The sequence below is a fragment of the Bacteroides pyogenes DSM 20611 = JCM 6294 genome, from assembly GCF_000428105.1.
GTDB classification, from domain to species: Bacteria; Bacteroidota; Bacteroidia; order Bacteroidales; family Bacteroidaceae; genus Bacteroides; species Bacteroides pyogenes.
This window is the reverse complement of record NZ_ATZH01000027.1, coordinates 39,041-65,147: the sequence shown is the minus strand read 5'-3', so window position 1 is coordinate 65,147 and position 26,107 is coordinate 39,041. Positions and strand designations below refer to the sequence as shown.

Below are 26,107 nucleotides of genomic sequence, written 5' to 3'. Positions count from 1 at the left end.
GTATAAAAAGTTATGCTTAAAGATACAAAATCTTTAGGTAATAACAAAGCCCCGGCTTGTGAAAGTCGGGGCTTTGTGCATAAAAAAAGAGGTGTGCATTTTGACACACCTCCTTTGCATGGCGTCTCTTTTAAGCCCTCCCCTTTACTTTACAATGAGTTCGTCGGCATTCATTCTCGTCATATATTGCTGGATGATTGCTTTCAACTCCTCCTCCATCGGCTGTTGCGCCGCGACTTTACCCAGTAAGTTATTTTTCAGCAGCTTGTCGGTTTTAAAAGCATACAAGGCCACCGGCTTCTGCCCGTCGAACTGCAACAGATAATCGCCCTTAAAAAACTGGTAGATTCCGTTAATGTAATTTACCGCATACGTCTCTTCCGGCGGAGTGCGCAGCAAATCGCACCCGAAAGATACATAAGGTCTGTCGTATCCCAAGTATCCCAATACCGTAGGCATGATATCTATCTGCTGGGCAATCACATCTTCTCTGAATCCTTTCAGGCTGCTTCCCGGATGATAGAAGACCACCGGAACGGAAAAAAGCCCGCATTCCGTTTCATATTCCGGACGTTCCGGAGAGTTGGTGTGATCGGCGGTAAACACAAACAGCGTATTCTTGTACCACGCCTCTTTGGATGCTTTTTCAAAAAACAGCTTTAAAGAGTGATCGGTGTATGCGATGCATTGGCGAATGGGCTTGTTTCCTTTCGGGAATGCCCCTTCATACTCTGCCGGAACGGCAAACGGATGATGTGAGGATAAGCTGAATAATGCAGTGGCGAACGGCTGCCGGAAAGTCGACAAGTTGTTGGCATAGAACTGAAAGAACTTTTCGTCCCAAATCCCCCAATGACCGTCGAAATCGTCGTTTCCCGGATTGGCTTCGTTGTATTCCGTGCGACCGTAGTAGTGCGGGAAACCGGCAGTACGCGCGTAAGCCTCGAACCCCATCGAGCCGTTATCGGCTCCATGGAAGAAAGCGGTATAATATCCCTTCTTACTCAGTTCTCCGCCGATGCTGGACACGGTGTTCAGCGAAGCCGGAGTCAGGAAGAAAGGTTCTACAAACATGGGGATTCCCGACAGAACGGAAGGCATTCCGTCGATGCTTTTCATTCCGTTGGAGAAAGAATACTTAAAGGTAAGCCCCTCTGTCATCAAAGAATCGAGGAAAGGGGTAAACCCCTGATAGGTTCCGTTATCCGCTTCGCGGTTCAGGAAACCGCTATTCTCTTTACTGAAACTTTCGAGGATGAAGACAACCACATTCAGCGGACGGAATTCCACAGAATCGGAAGGCAGGTGCACCGGAGTGTACAGCGCTTCCATTTTTTCTTTGTCGAAGTAAGCAGGAACTTTAAACGGCTTCTTGCCGAAAGTACGGTAAATAGAGAAAGGAGTGTTCAGCACGATGCCGGTTTCTATGGGGCGGTCTACATACTTATTGGCGTTGCTGATGGTAATGGGGCGCACCATGCCCGTAAAGCCTCCGCGCATACCTCCGACACACAGATAGATACCTGCCGCGAATGTGAACAAATGCACGGCATAATACAGCGGGAAAGACTTTATGCGCACTTCTTCCGGCTTACGATACAGCTTGAACAACGCGTAACCGAAGGCAATGGCCAGCAACGTCAGATACCAATGGTTCAACAGTTCCGTACCCATGATTCCTCCGAGATTGCCTTCATGCTTAAATTCGCTGAAAACGGAAGCCGTTGTCCTACGGTGGGTATATTGAAAGTAGACGGTATCCATCAGATTCATGACAATGGCTATCAGGTTGGTAATGACAAAAATTCCTTTTGTCACTTTCTGATAGACCGCATGCTCCTTGAGATGTAAAGGAATCAGCATCAGGAAAATATAAAGCAGATTGGTATAGATGATGGCGGAGGTATCGAACAGCAGCCCTCCTCCGAACATTCTCCGAAGGCGTGCCATGCTCAAGTCGGAGAATGCGCCGTAATTCTCCGCGATAAATACGATCCGGCAGAGAATAAAGCACCCCATCACCAACAGCAGGTTGCTTATAAGTGACAGGGTAGTGTTATAAAGAAAACGATTCTTTCTCATCGTTTACTTCTCTTCTTTAAGATCGACAACCAGATTCAGCTCTTCAAGTTGGGAAGGATCGATTTCGGACGGAGCGTCCAACATCACATCCCGCCCGGAGTTGTTCTTCGGGAACGCGATACAGTCGCGGATGGAATCCAAACCGGCAAATAAAGAAACCCAACGGTCGAGTCCATACGCCAAACCGCCATGAGGAGGCGCTCCATACTTAAACGCGTTCATCAGGAATCCGAATTGTGCCTGTGCTTTTTCGGGAGTAAAACCTAATATCTCGAACATTTTTGCCTGCAAATTGGCGTCGTGGATACGAATGGATCCCCCTCCTACTTCCACGCCATTGATTACCATGTCGTAAGCGTCGGCGCGCACTGCCGCCGGATTGGTGTCGAGCAACGGGATATCTTCTTCTTTCGGATGCGTGAACGGGTGGTGCATTGCCATCAGGCGTCCTTCCTCCTCACTCCATTCGAACATGGGGAAATCGACCACCCACAGGCAGGCAAACTTGTTTTTATCGCGCAATCCCAGCTGATTGCCGACTTCCAGACGGAGTTCGTTCAACTGTTTCCGCGTTTTCATCACGTCGTCTCCCGAAAGAATGAGGATCAGGTCGCCGGGCTTGGCTGCGAATGCTTCTTTCATTTGCTGCAAAACCTCCTGAGTATAGAATTTATCGACACTCGATTTCACGGTTCCGTCGGATTCCACACGAGCATAAACCATTCCCTTGGCGCCAATCTGAGGCCTTTTCACGAAGTCTGTCAAAGCATCCAGTTGCTTACGGGTATAAGTCGCGGCTCCTTCGGCGCAGATACCGCCGATATACGCGGCATTATCGAAAACGGAGAACCCATGACCTTTCATAATATCCATCAATTCCACGAATCTCATGCCGAAACGCAGGTCGGGTTTATCGCTTCCGTAATACTTCATCGCGTCCGCCCATGAGATACGTTGGAACGGTTCAGCCAATTCAACGCCCCGGAGAGTCTTGAATAAGTGTTTCGCCATTCCCTCGAAAGTGGTGATAATATCCTCTTGTTCCACGAAACTCATTTCACAGTCTATCTGCGTAAACTCAGGCTGTCGGTCGGCACGCAAGTCTTCGTCGCGAAAACATTTGGCTATCTGGAAATAACGGTCGAAGCCGGAAACCATCAGCAACTGCTTCAACGTTTGCGGCGATTGCGGAAGCGCGTAGAATTGCCCCGGATTCATGCGCGAAGGTACGACGAAGTCGCGCGCGCCTTCGGGTGTAGAGCCGATCAATACCGGAGTTTCCACCTCGATGAATCCCATGCTGTCGAGATACTTGCGGACCTCGATCGTCATCTTATGGCGCAATTCCAGATTAGAGCGTACGGCACTCCGGCGAAGGTCCAGATAACGGTATTTCATACGGATATCATCGCCGCCGTCTGTATTATCTTCAATGGTAAACGGAGGTGTTAACGCCGTATTCAGCACATTCAACCCGGAAACGATTATTTCAATATCTCCGGTAGGTATATTCGAATTTTTGCTGAAACGCTCGTTCACGGTTCCGGTAACCTGAATGACAAACTCACGCCCCAGCTTGTTGGCGCGCTCGCAAAGCTCAGCATTTACTTCTTCATTAAAAACCAATTGAGTGATACCATAACGATCGCGAAGATCGACAAAGGTCATTCCTCCCATTTTACGGCTGCGCTGTATCCAACCCGAGAGTGTAACCTGCTTGTTTACATCGGAGATTCTCAGTTCCCCACATGTGTGCGTTCTGAACATATTTCTTATTTTTATGATATTTTATAGCGGTGCGCAAAAGTACACAATAAATCAGAATCCGGTATTTATTTTCAATCTTTCTTTGTGAACTTTTTCAAGATTTTCTTATTTTTATCTGTAATGTTATCTACAATAGCCTCGTTAAGAAGCTTGAGCTCGTCCACATACTCCTGTGCTTTCTGAAGAACATTCGTACCATTCTTCTTTACTTTTTTCTCTTCAGGCACAACCACATGCAGCCCTTTTGGGATCACTTCTATATTTATATCGGCCTCAGTCTGCATCGGGTCACCGTCGAAATGCGCCACGCCCGGAGCAGTTCTACGGATACATAATTTCCGGCAACGGAAAGTTTTAATGCGGCTGTTCTGGTCGATAGTTTTGTTGAATAGCTGGAAAGCCAGAGAAGGAACATCTAAAACGGTGAACGGTTCCAATATCGTCACATCGAGCAATCCGTCGGTCAAAGTTGCCTGAGGGGCGATATACGCATTATTGCCATACTGCGACGCGTTTCCGCAGGCAATGAGAAAAGCTTTGTACTTGGAAACTCCGTCTTCTGTTTCCAATTCATACGTTTCGGGCTGATAGGTCAGGCTCTCCAGGAGCGTTTTTTCGAGATAAGTCAGCACCCCCCGTTTTCCGGCATGAGCGAACTTTAAACTTACAAAAGCATCGAAGCCCACTCCGCAGGTACAGAAGAAAGGGGTCCCGTTGATCTTTCCATAGTCAATCGTATTCAAAAGACCTCCGTTCAATACATCCAATGCTTTTTTCGCGTCCATCGGGATATGTAAATGTCGCGCAAGCCCGTTTCCCGAACCGCACGGAATAATTCCCAAAGCAGTATCGGTATGGACCAGAGAACGGGCTATCTCATTGATAGTGCCGTCTCCCCCTACGGCTACCACAATATCTGTTTGCTCTTCCGCAGCCTTGGCGGCGATTTCTGTGGCATGACCGGCTCTCTCTGTGTATATTACTTCCCAAGTATATTTTTTTTTATCTATTTTATCCTCCAACGAATTAAGCATAACCTCCTTGTTCTGCGTACCGGAAATGGGGTTTACGACAAATATAACTTTCTTCATGCTTTCATTCATCATGACTTACCTCTTTTACATATAGACGACAAAAGTAATACAAATATATGAAAAAATAATCCACCAAGGGGACTCATTCACAACGAAAGTAACTTTTTTCTCTCAAAAAGAACAGTCAAAAACAAAATTTGTTATCTTTGCCCCCTGTTTTAAATGCCTGTTAAGAAAAAAGATATCAGGAGTTCAGGAAAAAACTGATAATGAGTATAATAATATATAATTCATGGGATTATTACAAGAGAAGTTAGCTAAGTACAACCTGCCACAGCAATTTATGGCAAAGGGCGTTTACCCATATTTCCGGGAAATAGAAGGAAAACAAGGGACAGAAGTTGAAATGGGCGGACACGAAGTACTAATGTTCGGCTCCAATGCATATACCGGTCTTACCGGAGACGAGAGGGTCATCGAAGCGGGGATTCAGGCTATGCGTAAGTATGGTTCCGGTTGTGCCGGCTCACGTTTTCTGAACGGTACGCTCGATCTTCATGTTCAGCTGGAAAAAGAATTAGCGGCATTTGTAGGAAAGGATGAAGCGCTTTGCTTCTCAACAGGCTTTACCGTAAATTCCGGAGTTATTCCCTGCCTGACCGACCGTAACGACTACATCATCTGCGACGATCGCGACCATGCTTCCATTGTAGACGGCCGGCGTCTCTCCTTTTCCCAACAGTTGAAATACAAGCACAACGACATGGCGGATCTGGAAAAACAGCTCCAAAAATGTAATCCCGACTCTGTAAAACTGATTATTGTCGACGGTGTTTTCTCGATGGAAGGAGATTTGGCCAATTTGCCGGAAATAGTACGCCTGAAGCACAAATACAACGCAACAATCATGGTGGACGAAGCTCACGGTTTGGGAGTTTTCGGAAAACTGGGACGCGGAGTTTGCGATCATTTCGGCCTGACGCATGAAATAGACTTAATCATGGGTACATTCAGCAAATCGCTGGCTTCCATCGGAGGGTTCATTGCCGCCGATTCATCCATCATCAATTGGCTGCGCCACAATGCCCGTACTTACATATTCAGTGCTTCCAATACTCCGGCAGCCACAGCTGCTGCTTTAGAGGCCCTCCACATTATACAGAACGAACCGGAAAGATTGCAGGCCCTGTGGGATGCCACCAACTATGCATTGAAGCGGTTCCGCGAGGCGGGTTTCGAAATTGGCGCTACAGAGTCTCCGATCATCCCGCTTTACGTGCGCGATACAGAGAAAACATTCATTGTCACGAAACTTGCCTTTGATGAGGGAGTATTTATAAATCCTGTTATCCCGCCGGCATGCGCGCCCCAAGACACTTTGGTTCGCGTAGCTTTAATGGCGACTCATACCAAAGAACAAATAGACCGTGCCGTGGAAAAATTAACCAAATGTTTTAAGGCATTGGACTTGCTGTAACCAAAGCAGGAAGAATATAATGGAACTACTCTCCTATCACATTGTTCAGGAAAGTAGTTCTTTTTTTTATTTTTCTGCTTTACATGCCTCCGGTTAATGAACGATCAAAAATTTCACTATTCATCGTCATGGTAAGACTTAATCCGTCATTAGAATCCGAAAAAGATTCTTCTAATGACAGATTCGAGATAAAAAATGCTTGAAGAAGAAAGCTAAGAAAGAATTCCCCGTAAGCTTTAAACAAATTTCTATCCGATAATTCTTTCTCGCTTTTTATGGATAAATCGGCAAAAAACATCTATAAGCCTATTGTTAATTTAAAAATACTCCCTATCTTTGCACCGCCTTTGAAAATATGAGCTTTTAAAGTAGCGGGGTGTAGCGCAGTCCGGTTAGCGCACCTGCTTTGGGAGCAGGGGGTCGTGGGTTCGAATCCCGCTACCCCGACTACAAAAGGAAGAAACATAAAAATCAATGATTCGGGGTGTAGCGCAGTCCGGTTAGCGCACCTGCTTTGGGAGCAGGGGGTCGTGGGTTCGAATCCCGCTACCCCGACAAAAGAAAATACTGATAATTAAGTTGCAAAGACTTAGCTATCAGTTTTTTTTATGCAACACCGGCCATAACAGACTATTCCTGTTAAGTAAAGACGAAAAATATAGGTCCAATCCGAAAAGTCAGTGACCAACACTTTTTTCATGCGCAAAGTTTTAATGACTAAAGCTTACCCATACCGATGATTCGGACTGCCTGGAAATATACAAATAAAAACAGAGATATTTCTATGTCTTTGAACTCATTGCCAAATCAATAACAAACAGCCTTGGGAAGGCTTTGTAAAACCCTTAACAATAGTATGAACAAAACAATCTTACTAACAGGTATTTTAGCAGTGTTGATCATCATTGGCGCATTTATTGCGATCCCGTATTATAACGTTTGGCAGCAAGAAATGTCAGGAAGAGCGGAGTTTGCCAAAGCTGAACAAAACCGAAAAATCAAAATTGAAGAGGCTAAAGCGAATCTGGAAGCTGAAAAATTGAATGCTCAGGCAGAAATAGAACGTGCGAAAGGTGCGGCGGAAGCGATAAAAATCGAGAACGGAAGCATAACTGCCGCATACATCCAATATCTATGGGTACGACAACAGAATAACCTCAATAACAAGACTGTGATATACATTCCGACTGAAGCCAATCTTCCTGTTTTGGAAGCCGTAAGAGACAAACAATAATAACAGTCACAGAATACACAGCTTTCTCCGGACAGGTCCATATTAAGATAGTGGAATAACAACGCGTGTATAATAACAATGACCCGACGGAAGCCGGGTCATTGTTATTATATATTCATTCTTTATTTATGCGGGTACTTCAAAGGAGTGAGCTTAATTTCCAGTTTTTCTTTTTTCCCCGGATCAAAAGTTTTGCCTGTAGACCAAATCTCACAATTATCATCATAACCACGTTGAACAACGAACATCAGCATTCTTTGCTTTTTAGTACCGAACCAAAGATTATAATCCAAATCAACAGTGACTATTCCCGCATCATTTGTTTTCAATCTTAAGATAGGCTCGGTTCTATTATTATTTTTGAACTTTGCATATGTCTCCTCATCATACATTTTCACTTCTACATTGGCTGCTATTGTACCATCAGCATTTACAACTTTTACCATAGCTTGAGCATTTCCGGTCGCTTCATCATCTTTTTGGCAGCTTGCAAAAGTTACAGACAACATAATCATTAACACTGATAAAATAGAGCAATAAGTTAAATTTTTCTTCATAATCATTTCTTTTTTCTTGTTATTCGCTGCAAAGATAGTGCATTTTTATTCAACGAACCAAGAAAATAATCTTTATGTTAACACTTTTAAAAGAAATATCACAAAAGAATTCATTTTACCCTATTTACGCTACCAAATGATACACAAATCCTATAAAATATATCTTAAAGACAGAAAATAGCGGTACATCAATCCAAATTTAAATAATACATGCGGGTCAAATCGACATATTCTTTACTGTATTGATGGCGAGAGACTTCTGTAAGCAACTCTTCAACAATGCACTCTTTCCGGTGACAAGAAAAAGAGATGAGCGTTCGCTTCGGACTTCCTCCCGGCTTGGTAAGCACAAATAGCTGCCGAACCGGATACAACCTCTCTTTTTCGGCAATTTTTTTTACTCTTTCCGCTACATCGACAGGAATCACTACAGTAAACACTCCTTTTTCGGATAACAAACCGGAAACCCCTTTCAATAAATCTTCATAAGTCAACGCCTGATTATGCCGGGCGATGCTCCGTGAAGAATCTGGGCAATGCAAGGATTCTACAAAATAAGGCGGATTGCATACTATGACATCAAACTTTTCGTCAGTGCGGTATTCTTTAAAATCTTTCGCGATTACCTCTATCCTACCCTTCCAAGGAGATCGGCTTACATTTTCTTTTGCTTGTTCCGCCGCACGCTCATCAATCTCTAAGGCAACGATATCGGCGTCAGGCAAAGCTCGTTGAGCCAGCATCAAGGCAACCAGACCCGTTCCTGTGCCGATATCGAGTATCCGACGGGCATTTTCAACAGACGTCCACGCGCCTAATAATACGCCGTCCGTACCAACTTTCATGGCACATTTATCGTGCCATACCGTAAACTGTTTAAACTTAAAAAAAGGATTTGACATAGCTACTCTCTTAAACTCCAAAGGCTTTTCAACAATGATCTTCGGTGTCAATAAACCTATTCCGGCTTAATCCGGACAAAATTAAATAATAATTATGAAAAGCGTTTGCTGCCTATTCATATTTTGGCATTGTTTTTGTGTTTTTATTCCACACGCATTTTAATTATTAAACAGAATAAACTAACTTTGCAACCGATTTATGCGCATTTCATAGCATAAACTTTAATTAAAACGGACAAATGAAAGAAAAATACTTATTGGAAGACAGCAGCGATAACGCATTTTCGCTCATTGCGGACTTCGAAGGGAATGACGAGCATGCGTTTGATGTGAATATAAATTCCGGTGAAATTCTTCCGGTTCTTCCTCTTCGCAACATGGTTTTGTTTCCGGGAGTTTTCCTGCCCATATCCGTGGGACGGAAATCTTCTTTGAAACTGGTGCATGATGCCGAAAAGGGGCAAAAAGACATTGCGGTGGTATGCCAACGGGCCGTGCAAATAGAAGAACCGAAAATGGAGGATTTGCATCATATAGGTACAGTGGGGCGTATTGTACGTGTATTGGAAATGCCCGACCAGACGACAACAGTCATTCTTCAAGGGAGAAAACGCTTGCACCTGAAGAGCATTACCGAAAGCCATCCTTACCTGAAAGGTGAAATCGAACTCTTGGAAGAAGAAGTTCCCGGCAAAGATGACAAAGAGTTTCAGGCATTGGTAGAAGCATGCAAGGATTTGACGATACGATTCATCAAATCTTCTGATACATTGCATCAGGATTCCGCCTTTGCAATCAAAAATATTACAAACGCAATGTTTTTGGTCAACTTCATATGCTCCAATATGCCGTTCAAGAAAGACGAAAAAATGGAGTTGCTGAGCATAAACTCTCTAAGAGAACGCACTTACCATTTGCTGGAAATTCTGAATCGTGAGGTGCAATTGGCAGAGATTAAAGCATCGATTCAGATGAGAGCGCGTGAAGATATCGACCAACAGCAACGCGAATACTTCTTGCAACAGCAGATAAAGACCATTCAAGACGAACTGGGAGGAAGCGGACAGGAGCAAGAGATTGAAGAAATGCGCGAAAAAGCGGAGAAAATGAAATGGAACGCCGAGGTAAAAGCCACTTTCCTCAAAGAACTCGCGAAATTAGAGCGCACACATCCGCAATCGCCTGACTACAGCGTGCAACTGAACTATCTGCAAACGATGCTGAATTTACCGTGGGGAGTGTATACTACAGACAATCTGAACTTGAAAAACGCTGAAAAGACGTTGAATAAAGATCATTACGGATTGGAGAATGTAAAAGAACGCATCTTGGAACATCTGGCTGTGCTTAAACTGAAAGGCGATATGAAATCGCCGATTATTTGCCTGTACGGTCCTCCGGGCGTGGGTAAAACCTCGCTTGGCAAGTCGATTGCGGCAGCACTGAAACGTAAATACGTACGCATGTCTTTGGGAGGCGTGCACGATGAAGCCGAAATCCGGGGGCATCGCAAAACATATATAGGCGCCATGCCGGGACGGATTATCAAAAGCCTCATTAAGGCAGGCTCGTCCAACCCCGTGTTTATTCTGGATGAAATAGACAAAGTAACTTCAGACCGGCAAGGCGACCCGTCGTCGGCATTGTTGGAAGTACTCGATCCGGAACAAAACACAGCTTTCCATGATAACTTCCTCGATGTGGATTACGATCTTTCCAAGGTGCTGTTTATTGCTACGGCCAACAACCTGAATACGATCCCTGCTCCCCTGCTCGACCGCATGGAGTTGATTGAAGTAAGCGGCTATATCACTGAAGAGAAAATTGAGATCGCTCGCAGACACTTGGTCCCTAAGGAGTTGGAAGCTAACGGACTAAAGAAAACGGATATCAAAATTCCGAAAAATACGCTCGAAGTTATCATCGAATCGTACACACGTGAGAGTGGTGTACGCGGACTGGAAAAGAAAATCGGCAAAATTCTCCGTAAAGCGGCACGTCAATATGCGACCGATAATTATTTCGCCAAGCCGGAGATAAAACCGTCTGACTTATATGATATTTTAGGCGCGCCGGAGTATACGAGAGACAAGTATCAGGGCAACGAATATGCCGGCGTGGTGACCGGATTGGCTTGGACGGCCGTAGGCGGCGAAATTCTGTTTGTAGAAACCAGCTTAAGTCGGGGAAAAGGAGAACGTCTCACATTAACCGGAAATCTGGGAGATGTGATGAAGGAGTCGGCGATGCTGGCGCTCGAATACATTAAGGCACACGCTTCCATCTTAGGATTAAACCAAGAAATTTTTGAAAATTGGAATGTTCATATTCATGTGCCCGAAGGTGCTATCCCTAAAGACGGTCCCTCGGCGGGAATCACAATGGCAACTTCGCTGGCTTCAGCTCTGACGCAGCGAAAAGTGAAAGCCAATCTTGCCATGACCGGTGAAATCACCTTACGAGGCAAAGTTCTTCCGGTGGGCGGTATCAAAGAAAAGATTCTGGCAGCCAAACGGGCCGGCATTAAGGAAATCATCATGAGCGCAGAGAATAAAAAGAATATAGATGAAATTCAGGAAATTTACCTGAAAGGGCTGACTTTCCATTACGTAAACGATATAAAAGAAGTTTTTGCCATTGCGCTAACCGACGAGAAAGTGGCGGACGCAATCGATTTATCTATAAAGAAAGCTCCGAAAGAATGACGTTCGAACTACAACATACAGATGCAAAAAGCAATGCCCGGGCAGGTCTTATAACGACCGACCACGGGCAGATACAGACTCCTATTTTTATGCCGGTAGGGACATTGGGGAGCGTAAAGGGAGTACATTTAACCGAGCTGAAGGAAGACATAAAAGCTCAGATTATTTTAGGAAATACTTACCACTTATATCTTCGTCCGGGATTGGATGTGATTGAAAAAGCCGGCGGTTTGCACCGTTTCAATGGCTTCGACCGCCCTATGCTGACGGATAGCGGAGGATTTCAGGTGTTTTCATTGGCAGGCATCCGCAAACTTCGTGAAGAAGGCGCCGAGTTCCGTTCGCACATCGACGGTAGCAAACATGTCTTTACACCCGAAAAGGTAATGGATATAGAACGTACCATCGGGGCAGATATTATGATGGCTTTCGACGAATGCCCTCCCGGAGACTCCGACTACGAATATGCCAAAAAGTCATTGGGACTGACACACCGGTGGCTCGACCGTTGTATCCAACGATTTAACGAAACGGAACCGAAGTATGGCTACCGCCAATCGTTGTTCCCTATTGTTCAGGGATGCGTATACCCCGATTTGCGGAAGCAGTCGGCAGAATTCATCGCATCGAAAGAAGCCGACGGGAATGCTATTGGCGGATTGGCGGTAGGTGAGCCGGTAGATAAGATGTATGAAATGATTGAACTTGTCAACGGCATTCTACCTAAAGATAAGCCTCGCTATTTGATGGGAGTGGGAACACCGGTTAATATTCTCGAAGGCATTGAGCGTGGGGTAGACATGTTCGACTGCGTAATGCCTACTCGCAACGGACGAAACGGCATGTTGTTCACCAAAGACGGGATTATCAACATGCGAAACAAAAAATGGGAAACAGACTTCTCGCCCATCGAAGCAGACGGTGCATCCGTAGTAGACACTCTATACAGTAAAGCTTATCTTCGCCACCTCTTCCATGCACAAGAATTGTTGGCGATGCAAATCGCTTCCATACATAATCTCGCATTTTATTTATGGTTGGCAGGTGAAGCCCGCAAGCATATCATTGCCGGTGATTTTTCTACATGGAAACCGATGATGGTGAACAAAGTGTCAACAAGACTGTAAAAATGAAAAGCAATCAATTCATAAAGCGGCTGGACTGGTATATCATCAAGAAATTCTTGGGGACATACGTTTTTGCTATCGCACTGATTATATCCATCGCGGTGGTATTCGACTTTAACGAGAAAATGGATAAATTGATGGAGCATGAGGCTCCTTGGAGTAAGATTATCTTCGAATACTACATGAATTTCATCCCTTACTTCTCCAATCTATTTAGTCCGCTGTTTGTATTTATCGCGGTAATCTTTTTCACCTCCAAGCTGGCGGAAAATTCCGAGATCATCGCCATGTTTTCTACAGGCATGAGTTTTAAACGGATGATGCGCCCCTACATGATCTCAGCAAGTATCATTGCGCTGGTCACGTTTCTATTAAGTGCGTACGTAATCCCACAAGGAAGTATTACCCGATTAAACTTTGAAGACAAATACATTAAGTCGAAGAAAAAAAATATGGCCCATAACGTACAGCTGGAAGTAGATAATGGCGTCATAGCATATATCGACAATTATAATGACGCCATGAAAACAGGTAATCGCTTTTCACTTGATAAATTTGTCGACAAGAAACTTGTGTCTCATTTGACGGCACGACGCATCACGTACGATACTACCACCGTAAATAAATGGACAATTCATGACTACATGATTCGTGAACTCGATGGCCTGAAAGAAAAAATCACTAAAGGTGACCGCATAGACTCACTGATCAACATGGATCCGTCGGACTTCCTGATTATGAAAAATCAACAGGAGATGATGACCAGTCCGCAGTTAAGCGAATACATAAACAAACAGAAGAAAAGAGGGTTTGCTAATATAAAAGAGTTTGAAATAGAGTATCACAAGCGGATAGCGATGTCATTCGCATCGTTCATTCTGACCATTATCGGAGTATCTCTCTCATCACGTAAGATGAAAGGCGGAATGGGACTCCATCTGGGCATTGGTCTTGGCCTGAGTTTCTCTTATATTTTATTTCAAACCATTTCTTCCACATTTGCCGTAAATGGGAATGTTCCGCCCGTCATAGCAGTTTGGATTCCCAACCTTCTGTATGCGGCTATTGCATTCTTCCTATACAAGCATGCTCCCAAATAGCAGCAGCACGGCACTCGTCCATTTTTCATTCACAACCCACTGAAGTTATAAACAATTATGCAATGGCACACTCAATTTCTTTCAGAAATATCGGGCAGCTCAAAATAGCTTCTTCAAATACTTCATCGTGCCGTAACAGGAATAGAATCATAGAAAAATATTAGAAAATATTTACTGTGTCTGCCGAAAATAGAAATTCCGCTTGCTTTGCCGGATGGCAAGCACAAGCGGAACTTTTTGTTGTATCCATTTCCTCTTTTGTCTGTTCTCTACATCAGCCGAAACACGGAAGATTTCGAGAAGTCCTTTTCTCCTTATGCTATATACGTTTCAAGCGTCAACCGATCTCTTTTACATAAGCAGAAAGGTCTGCAGCAGAGATGTTTTTGGCAATAATCACACCATTTCCATCCAATAAATAGTTAGTGAACCCTCTATTCAAATTGTATTTTTTAAATAATCTCGAGTTCTCGCCCTGCGTTTCCACGAAACAAGTCGGCGTAACTATTTGGTCCTTACGAACTGTTTCCTTAAAAATCGATTCAAACTCATCGAACGAAATAGAAACCAGTTTTACATTGCGGGAAGAACGAAGCACATTGCTCAAACTTATGTTTTGCATCCGGGAATGCGCATCGTAACTCGCCCAAAAACTAAGCAATACGTATCGGCCTTTCAATTGATTGAGCTGAAATGCCGGTTGCGTATCCAATGTAGATTCGACTTTAAAATCAGGGGCTACATTACCCTCATTCAAACCTCCGGTAGGTTTGTCTTTCTCAACGAAAGCGGTCAAGGAACAAATTAGTAATACAACAAAAATCCATTTTACATGTCTCATGTAATTCGGTTTTAGTTAATACTATCCGGGACTGTCCTCAAACAGTGGTTTCTTCCCGAAATGTTTATTTTCAGGCATCAGCGGAGAGGAATCCGCTGACTATCAGAGCCTTTATCTTTGAAACCGGATGCAAAGGTAAACAATTATCAAACAAACTTCCAAAAAAACAAGTAAAAATCTCATTTTTTCGCCTGTTTTTTTCATGTTATTTAGCATAAAAACAAAGTTTTTTCCCTACTTTTGCAAGATAAAAGCCTGTTTTTATGCACTCATCAAATACCGAACTGATTTTGATCAGAGTTACCGGCGAAGATCGTCCGGGACTCACCGCCTCCGTGACCGAGATTTTGGCCAAGTACGATGCCACAATCCTCGATATCGGTCAGGCAGATATACACAACACTTTGTCGTTGGGCATCCTTTGCAGAAGCGAAGAAAAAGACTCCGGATTCATTATGAAAGAATTATTATTCAAAGCTTCATCTCTGGGAGTCTCCATACGGTTTGAACCGATCACAACCGAGCAATACGAAAACTGGGTGGGAATGCAAGGAAAGAATCGATACATCCTGACTATATTGGGACGGAAGCTTTCTGCCCGCCAAATATCGGCCGCCACACGTATTCTATCCGAACAAGGCTTGAATATCGACGCTATCAAGCGTTTGACAGGACGGATCCCTTTGGATGAAGATCAAACGAAAGCGCGAACCCGTGCCTGTATCGAACTTTCTGTACGGGGTACCCCCAAAGACCGAATTGCCATGCAAGAACAATTAATGGAACTTTCCAGCGATTTGGCTATGGACTTCTCGTTCCAGCAAGACAATATGTATCGTCGTATGCGTCGTCTCATCTGCTTTGATATGGACTCCACACTGATTGAGACCGAAGTGATTGACGAGCTAGCGATACGTGCAGGGGTGGGTGACGAAGTAAAAGCAATCACAGAAAGCGCCATGCGTGGGGAAATCGACTTTACAGAGAGCTTTACCCGTCGCGTAGCCCTATTGAAAGGGCTCGACGAATCGGTGATGCAGGATATTGCCGAGAAACTCCCCATCACCGAAGGAGTAGACCGTCTGATGGATGTACTGAAAAAATACGGTTACAAAATCGCTATCCTTTCGGGAGGTTTCACTTATTTCGGGCAGTATCTGCAAAAGAAATACGGTATAGACTATGTATATGCGAACGAGCTGGAAATAATAGACGGGAAACTTACCGGCAGGCATTTGGGGGATATAGTAGACGGCAAACGCAAAGCCGAATTGCTACGGCTGATAGCACAAGTAGAGAAGGTGGATATTGCCCAGACAATTGCCGTAGGCGATGGCGCTAACGATCTCCCGATGCTGGGAATAGCCGGATTGGGAATTGCCTTTCATGCCAAACCGAAAGTTGTTGCCAATGCCAAGCAATCCATCAACACCATCGGCATCGACGGAGTACTTTATTTCTTAGGATTCAAAGACTCTTATCTGGACATATAACGACAAACAAAACATATTTCACCTTTTGCCAATAAATAAAAAAGTAATGAAGTTTTCCGAACTACAGTTGAATGAGAATGTTCTCGAAGCACTTGATGCGATGAGATTTGACGAATGCACTCCTATACAAGAACAAGCCATTCCGCTAATTCTCGAAGGGAAAGATTTAATAGCAGTAGCTCAAACCGGCACAGGTAAAACAGCCGCATTTCTGCTGCCCATACTAAATAAATTATCGGAAGGAGGACACCCGGAAGACGCAATAAACTGCATAGTCATGTCGCCTACACGCGAGCTCGCGCAGCAAATTGATCAGCAGATGGAAGGTTTTTCTTATTTCATGCCGGTATCGAGCGTCGCAGTATACGGAGGTAATGACGGAATACTCTTCGAACAGCAAAAGAAAGGATTAACTTTAGGAGCAGATGTGGTTATCGCCACTCCCGGGCGGCTGATTGCGCATCTAAACTTGGGGTATGTCGACCTGTCGAAAGTCTCATATTTCATATTGGATGAAGCGGACCGAATGCTCGACATGGGATTTTACGAAGACATTATGCAAATCGTGAAGTTCCTCCCGAAAGAACGGCAAACCATCATGTTTTCGGCAACAATGCCCGCAAAGATCCAACAATTGGCCAAAACTATTTTACGCGACCCCGTAGAAATAAAGCTGGCGGTTTCGAAACCAGCAGATAAAATCATCCAAGCGGCTTATGTGTGCTATGAAAATCAAAAGTTGGGAATCGTACGTACACTTTTCACTGACGAAGTGCCCGAACGTGTCATCATCTTCGCTTCTTCGAAGATTAAAGTAAAAGAAGTAACGAAGGCTTTAAAAATGATGAAACTGAATGTAGGAGAAATGCATTCGGACTTGGAACAAGCGCAGCGGGAAGAAGTAATGCGAGATTTTAAAGCAGGAAGAATTAATATTTTGATAGCAACAGATATCGTAGCACGAGGTATAGACATCGATGACATTCGCCTGGTTATTAATTTCGACGTCCCCCACGACAGCGAAGACTATGTACACCGAATCGGACGTACGGCACGTGCCAACAACGATGGAGTCGCCATCACATTTATAAGTGAAAAAGAGCAGTCCAATTTTAAATATATTGAAAACTTCCTCGGCAAGGATATTTATAAAATACCTCTTCCCGAAGAATTGGGAGAAGCTCCTGAATACAAGCCACGGTCAGGACGGAACAACCATGCTTCGAAAAAGAAACCCAAAGGGAAACGACCGAATGGAAAAAGAAACAACGGGGCATTTCCCGATAAAAGAAAATAAAGCGTAGAGGAATTATTTAGCCGGAACAATATCGAATGTCCCGTCGAAAGCAATGATTAAATAAGCCAGACAATAAATAGAACTTTCAGGAATGGACAATACCGCTTGATAACGAAAGCCGTTCCGGTCTACTTTAATAAATTTAATATCAGATAAAATACTCTGATTTAAAAAATCTGCGGGTACTACTTTTTCAAACATTTGTTTCGTAATATCGCTGGCAAACAAACTTTTCTTACCTTCGTACACGCAAACGTGCATTATGTTATCGTAATATACGCTCTCCATGCTGATACCTTCTTCCGAATAGGTGGTTTTGATAACTTTATGTGTAGAAGGATTCACATAAACATACGCCCGGTAGCGCACACCATCGTAATTAACCACACTGTCCCTTTTTGTAACTTCCGTATAAGTAGGTATTACAACTTTTTTATGAACAAACGACAATGAATCATTCTCATCGTCCGATTTATGCAGTTTTACTACATTATCGGCCATCGAATGGAACCAGAATATATGTTCCGCTTGTTTATCGATTTTATAGTAAGTCGTATCTCTACCATAAGTATAAAGAGTGTCGCGTATGATTTTAAAAGCAATTGGAGCGCTTTGGGAATCGGCATAATAAATGGTATCCCCTTTGATATACATCAACGGAATGTCTGTTTCATCATCCAACCAGATACCTTGCAATAGCTCTTTGGCCTTTATGTTTTCCGGAGATTCGGAAAGTTGGTCTTTCTTGGCTTCCTTGCATGACAGAATCAAAAAAGCCAATAAAGAGACTGTGCAGACTGTGAGATATTTAGTCATTCGTTTAATTTTTCTATAAAGATACACTATTTATCTTATTTTCCAATGCAGGAATATGTAAAACCAAGTTCTTCCATCTCTTTTTTATCATAAATATTGCGACCATCCAACACAATTAAGCGAGACATCGTTTTTTTTATGACCGCCCATGACGGCAAACGGAATTCTTTCCACTCGGTAATTAGCAACAAAGCGTCCGCATCTAATACAGCGTCATACATGTCACTGGCATAATAGACATCATCTCCTATCCGTCGCTTGCATTCTGCCATTGCAGCAGGATCGTACACCCTAATGCAGCATCCTGCTTCTAAGAGCTTTTCAATTAAAACAAGTGCGGGAGCCTCGCGCATATCGTCTGTTTCCGGTTTAAACGAAAGTCCCCAAAGAGCTATCGTTTTGCCTTTCAAGTCACCATCAAACTGCCGCAACAACTTATCAAACAATATGCTTTTTTGCCGACTGTTTACTTCCTCTACAGCACGAAGCACACGCATAGTGTATCCATTCTGCTCTGCCGTTTTGATCAATGCTTTCACATCTTTTGGAAAACACGATCCTCCATACCCGATGCCCGGATACAAAAACTTACGTCCTATACGTGTATCCGAACCTATTCCGCTACGTACCATATTGACATCTGCTCCTACCAATTCGCACAAATTCGCAATATCATTCATAAAACTGATACGGGTTGCCAACATGGAGTTTGCAGCATATTTAGTCATTTCCGCAGATGGAATATCCATAAAAATCACTCGGAAATTATTTAGCAAGAACGGTTTATAAAGTTTAGACATTATTTTTTTAGCACGCTCTGACTCGACACCGACAACGACCCGATCAGGACTCATAAAATCATTAACGGCATTTCCTTCTTTCAAAAACTCAGGATTGGAAGCAACATCAAATTCAATCTCAACACCTCTTTTGTCTAATTCAGCCAGAATTGCTTCACGAACTCTACAAGCTGTTCCTACTGGAACAGTACTTTTGGTGACAACCAGTTTGTAAGACTTCATATTGCGCCCGATAGTACGCGCCACTTCCAGCACATAACTCAGATCTGCGCTTCCGTCTTCATCAGGCGGAGTACCTACAGCAATAAAAATCACTTCTACATCATTCAAGCAATTTCCCAAAGAAGTAGTAAAATTTAATCTTCCGGCTTTCGTATTACGGATCACCATTTCTTCGAGTCCATTCTCATAAATAGGAATTTCTCCTTTTTTCAACAACTCTATTTTCGTTTTATCAGTATCCACGCAAACCACGTTCACACCAATCTCTGCAAAGCATGTGCCGGTTACCAATCCTACATACCCTGTTCCTACAATTGCAATTTTCATATCAACAGTATTTGTTAAAACATTATTCAAAACAAATGGCATCCTTAAAGGATATGCCTTGCTTATCTTTTGGCGACAAAATCATTTGCGATTCTGAAATAGGCCATTCGATTCCCAAACTCGGGTCATCATACCTTATTGTTGTTTCGGAATGAGGGGCATATTTATTGTCCACTTTATACATAAGAATAGCATCTTCGCTCAATACCGCAAAGCCATGGGCAAAACCACGAGGAATAAAAAACTGCCTTTTGTTTTTCTCGCTAAGCAACATACTCACGTGTCTCCCAAAAGTAGAAGACGAACGTCTTAAATCGACAGCCACGTCCAACACCTCACCTTTAACAACACGCACTAATTTTGCTTGACTAAGCTCCCCCATTTGATAATGTAGTCCACGTAACACACCAAAAGATGATTGCGATTCATTTTCCTGTATAAACTCTACCGGACCTATATTCGTTTCGAACTCTTCTTTTTTAAAAGATTCCATAAAATACCCCCGTTCATCGGAAAGCACTACGGGTTCTATAAGCCATAAGCCGTTTATCTCTGTCTGTATATATTTCATCATTAGTGATAGTAATTAAAACAGTACAAAAGTAGCGTTTTTTTCATAGTTTTTTGGGATATATTCAATTTATCTCTTATTTTTGCACTCATGACAGAGTTAGCACGACATATAGAAGCATTATTATTGGAAAATGACTGTGTCATTGTTCCTGGATTAGGTGGGTTTGTGACTCATTATGATTCGGCAAAATATATTAAAAAAGAAAATCTTTTTTTACCTCCTGTGCGTAGCATAGGATTTAATTCCCAATTAAAATTGAATGATGGAATTTTGGTACAGTCATATATGGCAACCTACCATACGGATTTCTCTGATGCTGCACGAATGGTAGAAAAGGACGTAAACCGACTCATTCAAATGTTGCACGATGAAGGAAAAGTTTACTTAGAAAATATCGGTGAAATCTTTTATAACATGCACGGCAGTTATGATTTCAAACCTTGCAATTTCAAAATAACGACTCCTTCTTTATATGGCTTGGATACTTTCAAAATTCAAGAACTGAAAGTTTTGAAAGTAAAACAAAAATCAGAAACTCTCGCCAATGCAACAGAGAGAGAAAAAACATATGAAATCAGAATCAATCGCTCGTTTTTGCGTAATGCTGCTGCAATGGTTGCTACCGTTGTGATGTTTTTTGCTTTCTCTATTCCAGTGGAAAATACAAGAATCAGACAAACCAATTATGCTCAATTGTTGCCCGGAGAACTGTTTGGACAAATAGAAAAACAATCTGTAGTAATTACTCCTGTTCATACAAATACGCTAACGGCTCATCCTCACAAATCGGTTTCAACTCTTCCAAAGAAAGCCCATATAGCATCTACAACAACAAAAACCGATTCGATAACAACAAAAGAAATTAAAGTAAGTAAACCGGAAACACCCTCTACAAATGCGGTTCAATCTTTATCAAGGACCTCATTCCACATCATTGTTATCGGAGGAATCGGTTTAAAAGACGCCCAAATCATAGCTGACAATTTAAAGATAAAGGGTTTTACACAGGCCAAAGTGTTGAATGAAAATGGAAAAATTCGTGTAAGTATCTGCTCTTTCAACAATCGAGAAGAAGCAATGAAGCAATTGTTGGAATTAAGAAAAAGCGAGACCTACCAAAATGCATGGTTGTTAGTCAAATGAAAATCTTTATATAATAAAAATGAAACGAGTTCTTTGTCCTAAATGCGAAAATTATCTCTATTTCGATGAAACAAAATACAGTGAAGGCCAATCCCTCGTATTTTTATGCGAACATTGTGGTAAACAATTCAGCATCCGAATAGGTAAAAGTAAAATAAAAGCCCTTCGAAAAGAGGAAAATTTAGAGAAACAAGCAGAAACACACAAAGAAGAATTCGGATATATCACAGTAATTGAAAACGTTTTCGGCTTTAAACAAATACTCCCTTTGCAAGAAGGAGATAATGTAATTGGTCGCCGCTGCATAGGAACTGTTATCAATACTCCGATTGAAAGTGGAGATATGAGTATGGATAGACGACATTGCATTATTAATGTAAAACGCAACAAACAGGGTAAGATCGTTTATACATTGCGAGATGCTCCGAGCCTGACAGGCACCTTTTTAATGAATGAACTTTTGAAAGACAAAGATCGCATTAAAATTGAAGATGGTTCCATTATTACTATTGGAGCAACTACATTCATTCTTCACGCTGCAAAAGAAGGATTAGCATAATATAGTGTTTAGGGCTGTATTCGGTTTATTCCGAATCATCATGCCAGATGGGGTTAACTTCGACTCTCAAAGGAGTAGATAAGCAATGAAAATGGCATGTGAAATGAAATAAATCAATCATTTACACATGCCATCTTTTATTTTTAGAACATTTACTGAATATCCCTATATGTAATTATGGGATATTCCCTTTACTTTGAGTTCCGCATTTCTTTATTACAAGAATCTCTTTGATTTATTTCATCAAAGCATCTATTTCTTCAAACTCAGGTCCCATATTTAAGTTATAGTATACACGGTAAAGACCTTGTTTCCATAAATCTTCCTGGTCGGGTTTCAAAGCCCTTGCCTTTTCATAATAAGGTTTAGCTTCCTCATATAATTTTTTTATAACAGCTTGCGCTTCCGCATATTTGGGATCGTTAATATCAGTGGTCGCTTTATCTGCATAATCTTGAGCTTTCATTAAATACACTAAACCTACATTAGAATACGCTTCCGCATATTCAGGATCAGACTCAATCGCTTTTTTATAAAATTCAATAGCTTTATCGTAATCTTTCATATTATGATAAAGATATGCCTTTACATATAAATACAATTTATTGTTAGGATCATTAGTCAACATCTTGTCTGCAAATTCCATTGCTTTAGACGCCTGATTGGTTCCATTATAATAATCTACTAAATTGGCGAAAAAATAGTCATTTCCCGGGAATTGTAGAATTCCATCCTCCAAGCTTTTAATCCACATGGCAGTATCTCCTTTAGTTTTATATGCTTCAGCCAGGAGCTGCATGGCAAACTTTCCGCCATCTTTATCGGTCAAAGCCATGGGAGCATACTTTAATACTGCATCTTTATCCCCTACTCTATCGGCTGCCAAAGTTGCATAATAAGCTATTTGCGGTAAAAGAGTATCATTTTTCGCCAATTCTTTGTCTGCTAACATAGGATAAGAAGCCGATTCTACATAAGTTCCAAAGAACTTCAAAGCTTCATCGTTCTTATCCATGTTGAAGAATTGAATACCACCGTTAATCAAATTAGGGCGCTCTGCCAACATATTAGAAGCATTATTCTTTCTAAATTTATTTTTGATTTTACCTTTCTCATTAGGCACCTGCGCCAAATCATCGCACTTCACATAATATTCATACATTTTTAGAATACTATTATATACTTTCAATGTATCATAAGGTTTTCTCAAAAAAGCATTTTTCATTTGCTCTTCATTGATACGTTTCTGAATAAACCCGGCAACATCCCAAGTCTCAGGAAGTTCTTTTGTCTCAGAATTGTTCATCGCCTCATTAATCAATTGCTCAGCTTGATTAAAATTAGGTTTTACTTCACTGGCAATGCTTTTTGCTTCTTTTACCTTTTTCATTTGGGCAAATGAAGTGCTAACAGCCATTAATAAAACCATCGAAAATAATACTCTTTTCATAATTGTTGTTCGATTAGTTATTAATAATATGTCAATTCTCTGTTTCATCATTATTTTCATTGGTATCGGTAGTGTTATTTTCAGTATTTTCTACTGTTTCATCACTCATAATTTTCCCTTCTAATTCTTCTTCCGGAACTTCATCTTCAAGACTCTCTGACTTTACCTTACAAACAGAGCCAATCTGATCGTTACGTTTTTCAAGATTAATTAAACGAACCCCTTGAGTAGCACGCCCCATAATACGCACATCAGAAACTTTCAAACGAATCGTAATACCGGATTTATTGATAATCATCAAGTCATTCTCGTCTGTAACAGATTTGATTGTAACCAATTTTCCTGTTTTCTCGGTAATGTTCATGGTCTTAACACCTTTACCTCCACGATTTGTCTTGCGATAGTCTTCTATCTCGGAACGCTTACCATAACCCTGTTCTGAAACAACCATTACAGACTCTGTATCAAGATCTTTCAAGCAAATCATTCCTACTACTTCATCTTCTTCGTCATCATCCAGTATGATACCACGAACACCTGTTGCAGTACGTCCCATTACACGCACTGTTGCTTCATGGAAACGAATAGCCCGTCCATTCCGATTGGCTATGATGATTTCATTGTTGCCATTTGTCATTCGAACTTCAATAACACTATCGTCTTCACGAATAGTTATGGCGTTGACACCATTTTGGCGCGGACGGGAATACTGTTCAAGCAAGGTCTTTTTAATCACACCTTTCTTTGTACAGAACAACACATAATGGCTATTGATAAATTCAGTGTCTTCCAAACTTTTCACACGAAGGTAGGCAGTTACATTATCATCCGAATCAATGTTCAACAAGTTTTGAATGGCACGTCCTTTAGAGTTTTTCGTACCTTCCGGAATCTCGTATACTTTCAGCCAATAACATTTTCCCTTTTGAGTAAAAAACATCATAGTGTTGTGCATTGTAGCAGGATAAATATGCTCAACAAAATCCTCGTCACGGGTTTCAGTTCCTTTTGAACCTACCCCGCCACGGTTCTGCGCACGAAAATCGGCCAACGGCGTACGTTTAATATATCCTAAGTGAGAAATTGTTATAATCATCTGATCATCCGCATAAAAATCCTCCGGATTGAACTCCTCAGAAGAGTAAACAATTTCGGAACGTCTTTCGTCTCCATACTTGGCCTTTACTTCCAACAATTCTTCTTTTATCACGTTTCGGCACACAGCATCATCTGTTAGAATGCTTTCCAAATACGTTATCTGCTTCATGACCTCTTCGTATTCTGCATGAAGTTGTTCCTGCATCAAACCGGTCAATTGCCTTAAGCGCATCTCCACAATGGCACGTGACTGTATTTCAGTCAAATCGAAACGTTCTATCAACCCGGCAATTGCATCATTCGGTGTCTTAGCTGCACGAATAATACGAATCACCTCATCTATATTATCAGAAGCAATAATTAAGCCCTCGAGAATATGCGCGCGTTCTTTTGCTTTTCGTAAATCGAATTGAGTACGACGAATAACGACCTCATGTCTATGTTCTACGAAATACTTGATCATATCTCTTAGGTTCAAAGTCTTCGGCCTTCCATGCACTAATGCAACATTATTCACACCAAACGATGTTTGCAAAGCTGTCATTTTGTACAACTTATTCAAGACAACATTTGCATTAGCATCACGTTTTACGTCGATTACAATACGCATACCTTCACGATCGGATTCATCATTCGCATTCGAGATGCCTTCAATTCGTTTGTCATTAACAAGGTCTGCAATATTCTTGATCAAATCAGCCTTATTTACATTATAAGGAATTTCCGTTATTATAATTTTATCGTGCGTTTGTCCGCTTTCTATCTCTGCTTTTGCACGCATAACTACGCGTCCTCGACCAGTCAAATATGATTCGCGCACACCACTCATACCATATATATATCCACCCGTTGGAAAATCGGGAGCTTTAACGAAATTCATCAGCTCCTCCACCGTAATTTCAGAATTGTCAACGTAAGCTTCACAAGCGTCGATTACTTCAGACAGGTTGTGCGGAGGCATATTAGTAGCCATACCGACAGCAATACCGGATGCTCCATTTACCAAAAGATTAGGAATGCGCGTTGGCATTACCTTAGGTTCCACTAATGTATTATCAAAGTTCGGATCAAAATCAACAGTTTCTTTGTATAAATCATCCATCATCGCTTCACCAAGCTTGTTCAGACGAGCTTCTGTATAACGCATCGCTGCAGGACTGTCGCCGTCTACCGAACCAAAATTACCTTGCCCGTCTACTAAAGGATATCGCATAGCCCATTCTTGAGCCATACGAACCATTGCCAAATATACGGAAGAATCTCCATGGGGATGATACTTACCAAGTACTTCCCCCACTATTCTGGCAGATTTTTTATATGGTTTATCCGATGTATTTCCCAGTTCCATCATTCCATACAAAATTCTACGGTGAACGGGTTTAAATCCATCTCTAACATCCGGAAGAGCTCGTGAAACAATAACCGACATAGAATAATCTATATACGATGATTTCATTTCTTCCTCGATATTAATCTTTATAATTCTGTCTTGTTCAAGCATT

At 42.0% G+C, this 26,107-nt stretch carries 20 protein-coding genes and 2 tRNA genes; 11 read left to right on the top strand and 11 right to left on the bottom strand.

All coding sequences use genetic code 11. From position 1 onward, the window contains the following. Positions 1-144: 144 nt before the first annotated feature. The 3 genes from C234_RS0107865 to C234_RS0107855 form a co-directional block, all read right to left on the bottom strand. Positions 145-2,082 carry an LTA synthase family protein gene (locus C234_RS0107865; protein ID WP_027325312.1) on the bottom strand — a complete coding sequence of 646 codons (1,938 nt, stop codon included), beginning with the start codon at positions 2,080-2,082 and terminating at the stop codon, positions 145-147. A gap of 3 nt (positions 2,083-2,085) precedes the next feature. Beyond that, on the bottom strand, positions 2,086-3,849 hold the full coding sequence (gene aspS, locus C234_RS0107860) for an aspartate--tRNA ligase (protein ID WP_027325311.1): 1,764 nt from the start codon (positions 3,847-3,849) through the stop codon (positions 2,086-2,088). Between the two features lie 71 nt (positions 3,850-3,920). Further along, positions 3,921-4,952: a diacylglycerol/lipid kinase family protein gene (locus C234_RS0107855; RefSeq protein WP_027325310.1), complete on the bottom strand. Its 1,032-nt coding sequence runs from the start codon at positions 4,950-4,952 to the stop codon at positions 3,921-3,923. 223 nt (positions 4,953-5,175) lie between these two features. Here C234_RS0107855 and spt point away from each other — a divergent pair, with 223 nt between their 5' ends. The 4 genes from spt to C234_RS0107830 all read left to right on the top strand — a co-directional run bounded on the left by spt (position 5,176) and on the right by C234_RS0107830 (position 7,594). Then, entirely contained in the window at positions 5,176-6,360 is a 1,185-nt protein-coding gene (gene spt, locus C234_RS0107850) for a serine palmitoyltransferase (protein WP_027325309.1), read from the top strand. Between the two features lie 372 nt (positions 6,361-6,732). After that, positions 6,733-6,807: transfer RNA gene (locus tag C234_RS0107840), tRNA-Pro, on the top strand. Between the two features lie 33 nt (positions 6,808-6,840). Next, a tRNA-Pro gene (locus tag C234_RS0107835) sits at positions 6,841-6,915 on the top strand. A gap of 301 nt (positions 6,916-7,216) precedes the next feature. Continuing rightward, the gene (locus tag C234_RS0107830) at positions 7,217-7,594 is read left to right on the top strand and encodes a hypothetical protein (RefSeq protein ID WP_027325307.1); all 378 of its coding nucleotides are present in this window, start codon (positions 7,217-7,219) and stop codon (positions 7,592-7,594) included. 122 nt (positions 7,595-7,716) lie between these two features. On the opposite strand, the gene C234_RS0107825 is transcribed toward C234_RS0107830, so the two are convergent. Continuing rightward, positions 7,717-8,151: a hypothetical protein gene (locus tag C234_RS0107825; protein ID WP_148295184.1), complete on the bottom strand. Its 435-nt coding sequence runs from the start codon at positions 8,149-8,151 to the stop codon at positions 7,717-7,719. Between the two features lie 188 nt (positions 8,152-8,339). Further along, positions 8,340-9,053, bottom strand: a complete 714-nt coding sequence (locus C234_RS0107820) for a tRNA1(Val) (adenine(37)-N6)-methyltransferase (protein ID WP_027325305.1) — start codon at positions 9,051-9,053, stop codon at positions 8,340-8,342. A 239-nt stretch (positions 9,054-9,292) separates the two neighbouring features. Here C234_RS0107820 and lon point away from each other — a divergent pair, with 239 nt between their 5' ends. Genes lon through C234_RS0107805 form a run of 3 tightly spaced genes read left to right on the top strand, consistent with a single transcriptional unit; the run spans position 9,293 to position 13,985 of the window. Further along, complete coding sequence (lon, locus tag C234_RS0107815) at positions 9,293-11,758, top strand: endopeptidase La (RefSeq protein ID WP_027325304.1); 2,466 nt, start codon at positions 9,293-9,295, stop codon at positions 11,756-11,758. Next, positions 11,755-12,885 carry a tRNA guanosine(34) transglycosylase Tgt gene (gene tgt / locus C234_RS0107810; RefSeq protein WP_027325303.1) on the top strand — a complete coding sequence of 377 codons (1,131 nt, stop codon included), beginning with the start codon at positions 11,755-11,757 and terminating at the stop codon, positions 12,883-12,885. Before lon ends, tgt begins: the two co-directional genes overlap by 4 nt. Before the next feature lie 2 nt (positions 12,886-12,887). Then, complete coding sequence (locus C234_RS0107805) at positions 12,888-13,985, top strand: LptF/LptG family permease (RefSeq protein WP_027325302.1); 1,098 nt, start codon at positions 12,888-12,890, stop codon at positions 13,983-13,985. A 337-nt stretch (positions 13,986-14,322) separates the two neighbouring features. On the opposite strand, the gene C234_RS0107800 is transcribed toward C234_RS0107805, so the two are convergent. Further along, complete coding sequence (locus tag C234_RS0107800) at positions 14,323-14,826, bottom strand: redoxin domain-containing protein (RefSeq protein WP_027325301.1); 504 nt, start codon at positions 14,824-14,826, stop codon at positions 14,323-14,325. Positions 14,827-15,089: 263 nt separating this feature from the next. Between C234_RS0107800 and serB the strand changes: the two genes are divergently transcribed. Together serB and C234_RS0107790 are read left to right on the top strand one after the other, a co-directional pair. Next, on the top strand, positions 15,090-16,319 hold the full coding sequence (gene serB / locus C234_RS0107795) for a phosphoserine phosphatase SerB (protein WP_027325300.1): 1,230 nt from the start codon (positions 15,090-15,092) through the stop codon (positions 16,317-16,319). A 46-nt stretch (positions 16,320-16,365) separates the two neighbouring features. After that, on the top strand, positions 16,366-17,616 hold the full coding sequence (locus C234_RS0107790; protein WP_027325299.1) for a DEAD/DEAH box helicase: 1,251 nt from the start codon (positions 16,366-16,368) through the stop codon (positions 17,614-17,616). A gap of 12 nt (positions 17,617-17,628) precedes the next feature. Here the strand turns inward: C234_RS0107790 and C234_RS0107785 are convergent, their stop codons facing one another. Genes C234_RS0107785 through rfbC form a run of 3 tightly spaced genes read right to left on the bottom strand, consistent with a single transcriptional unit; the run spans position 17,629 to position 20,352 of the window. After that, a complete protein-coding gene (locus C234_RS0107785; RefSeq protein ID WP_027325298.1) occupies positions 17,629-18,432 on the bottom strand; it encodes a DUF4738 domain-containing protein in 804 nt (267 codons plus the stop codon). A 35-nt stretch (positions 18,433-18,467) separates the two neighbouring features. Continuing rightward, the gene (locus C234_RS0107780) at positions 18,468-19,781 is read right to left on the bottom strand and encodes a UDP-glucose dehydrogenase family protein (RefSeq protein ID WP_027325297.1); all 1,314 of its coding nucleotides are present in this window, start codon (positions 19,779-19,781) and stop codon (positions 18,468-18,470) included. A 22-nt stretch (positions 19,782-19,803) separates the two neighbouring features. Next, positions 19,804-20,352: a dTDP-4-dehydrorhamnose 3,5-epimerase gene (gene rfbC, locus C234_RS0107775; protein WP_027325296.1), complete on the bottom strand. Its 549-nt coding sequence runs from the start codon at positions 20,350-20,352 to the stop codon at positions 19,804-19,806. Between the two features lie 90 nt (positions 20,353-20,442). On the opposite strand from rfbC, the gene C234_RS0107770 reads away from it, so the two are divergent. Together C234_RS0107770 and C234_RS0107765 are read left to right on the top strand one after the other, a co-directional pair. Beyond that, positions 20,443-21,498, top strand: a complete 1,056-nt coding sequence (locus tag C234_RS0107770; RefSeq protein WP_027325295.1) for an HU domain-containing protein — start codon at positions 20,443-20,445, stop codon at positions 21,496-21,498. Positions 21,499-21,517: 19 nt separating this feature from the next. Next, complete coding sequence (locus C234_RS0107765; RefSeq protein WP_027325294.1) at positions 21,518-22,057, top strand: FHA domain-containing protein; 540 nt, start codon at positions 21,518-21,520, stop codon at positions 22,055-22,057. A gap of 235 nt (positions 22,058-22,292) precedes the next feature. On the opposite strand, the gene C234_RS0107760 is transcribed toward C234_RS0107765, so the two are convergent. Both C234_RS0107760 and gyrA read right to left on the bottom strand, forming a co-directional pair. After that, positions 22,293-23,507: a tetratricopeptide repeat protein gene (locus C234_RS0107760; protein ID WP_027325293.1), complete on the bottom strand. Its 1,215-nt coding sequence runs from the start codon at positions 23,505-23,507 to the stop codon at positions 22,293-22,295. Positions 23,508-23,538: 31 nt separating this feature from the next. Continuing rightward, positions 23,539-26,106 (bottom strand): DNA gyrase subunit A, encoded by a 2,568-nt coding sequence (gene gyrA, locus C234_RS0107755; protein WP_027325292.1) that lies wholly within the window; start codon positions 26,104-26,106, stop codon positions 23,539-23,541. Position 26,107: the final 1 nt, after the last annotated feature.

Coding starts and splice junctions, on each gene's coding strand:
- tgt (WP_027325303.1), top strand. CDS start 11,755: ATGACGTTCGAACTACAACATACAGATGCAAAAAGCAATGCCCGGGCA.
- C234_RS0107820 (WP_027325305.1), bottom strand. CDS start 9,053: ATGTCAAATCCTTTTTTTAAGTTTAAACAGTTTACGGTATGGCACGAT.
- C234_RS0107825 (WP_148295184.1), bottom strand. CDS start 8,151: ATGAAGAAAAATTTAACTTATTGCTCTATTTTATCAGTGTTAATGATT.
- C234_RS0107780 (WP_027325297.1), bottom strand. CDS start 19,781: ATGAAAATTGCAATTGTAGGAACAGGGTATGTAGGATTGGTAACCGGC.
- C234_RS0107785 (WP_027325298.1), bottom strand. CDS start 18,432: ATGACTAAATATCTCACAGTCTGCACAGTCTCTTTATTGGCTTTTTTG.
- rfbC (WP_027325296.1), bottom strand. CDS start 20,352: ATGAAATATATACAGACAGAGATAAACGGCTTATGGCTTATAGAACCC.
- gyrA (WP_027325292.1), bottom strand. CDS start 26,106: ATGCTTGAACAAGACAGAATTATAAAGATTAATATCGAGGAAGAAATG.
- C234_RS0107800 (WP_027325301.1), bottom strand. CDS start 14,826: ATGAGACATGTAAAATGGATTTTTGTTGTATTACTAATTTGTTCCTTG.
- serB (WP_027325300.1), top strand. CDS start 15,090: ATGCACTCATCAAATACCGAACTGATTTTGATCAGAGTTACCGGCGAA.
- C234_RS0107760 (WP_027325293.1), bottom strand. CDS start 23,507: ATGAAAAGAGTATTATTTTCGATGGTTTTATTAATGGCTGTTAGCACT.
- C234_RS0107865 (WP_027325312.1), bottom strand. CDS start 2,082: ATGAGAAAGAATCGTTTTCTTTATAACACTACCCTGTCACTTATAAGC.
- C234_RS0107830 (WP_027325307.1), top strand. CDS start 7,217: ATGAACAAAACAATCTTACTAACAGGTATTTTAGCAGTGTTGATCATC.
- spt (WP_027325309.1), top strand. CDS start 5,176: ATGGGATTATTACAAGAGAAGTTAGCTAAGTACAACCTGCCACAGCAA.
- aspS (WP_027325311.1), bottom strand. CDS start 3,849: ATGTTCAGAACGCACACATGTGGGGAACTGAGAATCTCCGATGTAAAC.
- C234_RS0107790 (WP_027325299.1), top strand. CDS start 16,366: ATGAAGTTTTCCGAACTACAGTTGAATGAGAATGTTCTCGAAGCACTT.
- C234_RS0107770 (WP_027325295.1), top strand. CDS start 20,443: ATGACAGAGTTAGCACGACATATAGAAGCATTATTATTGGAAAATGAC.
- C234_RS0107765 (WP_027325294.1), top strand. CDS start 21,518: ATGAAACGAGTTCTTTGTCCTAAATGCGAAAATTATCTCTATTTCGAT.
- C234_RS0107805 (WP_027325302.1), top strand. CDS start 12,888: ATGAAAAGCAATCAATTCATAAAGCGGCTGGACTGGTATATCATCAAG.
- lon (WP_027325304.1), top strand. CDS start 9,293: ATGAAAGAAAAATACTTATTGGAAGACAGCAGCGATAACGCATTTTCG.
- C234_RS0107855 (WP_027325310.1), bottom strand. CDS start 4,952: ATGAATGAAAGCATGAAGAAAGTTATATTTGTCGTAAACCCCATTTCC.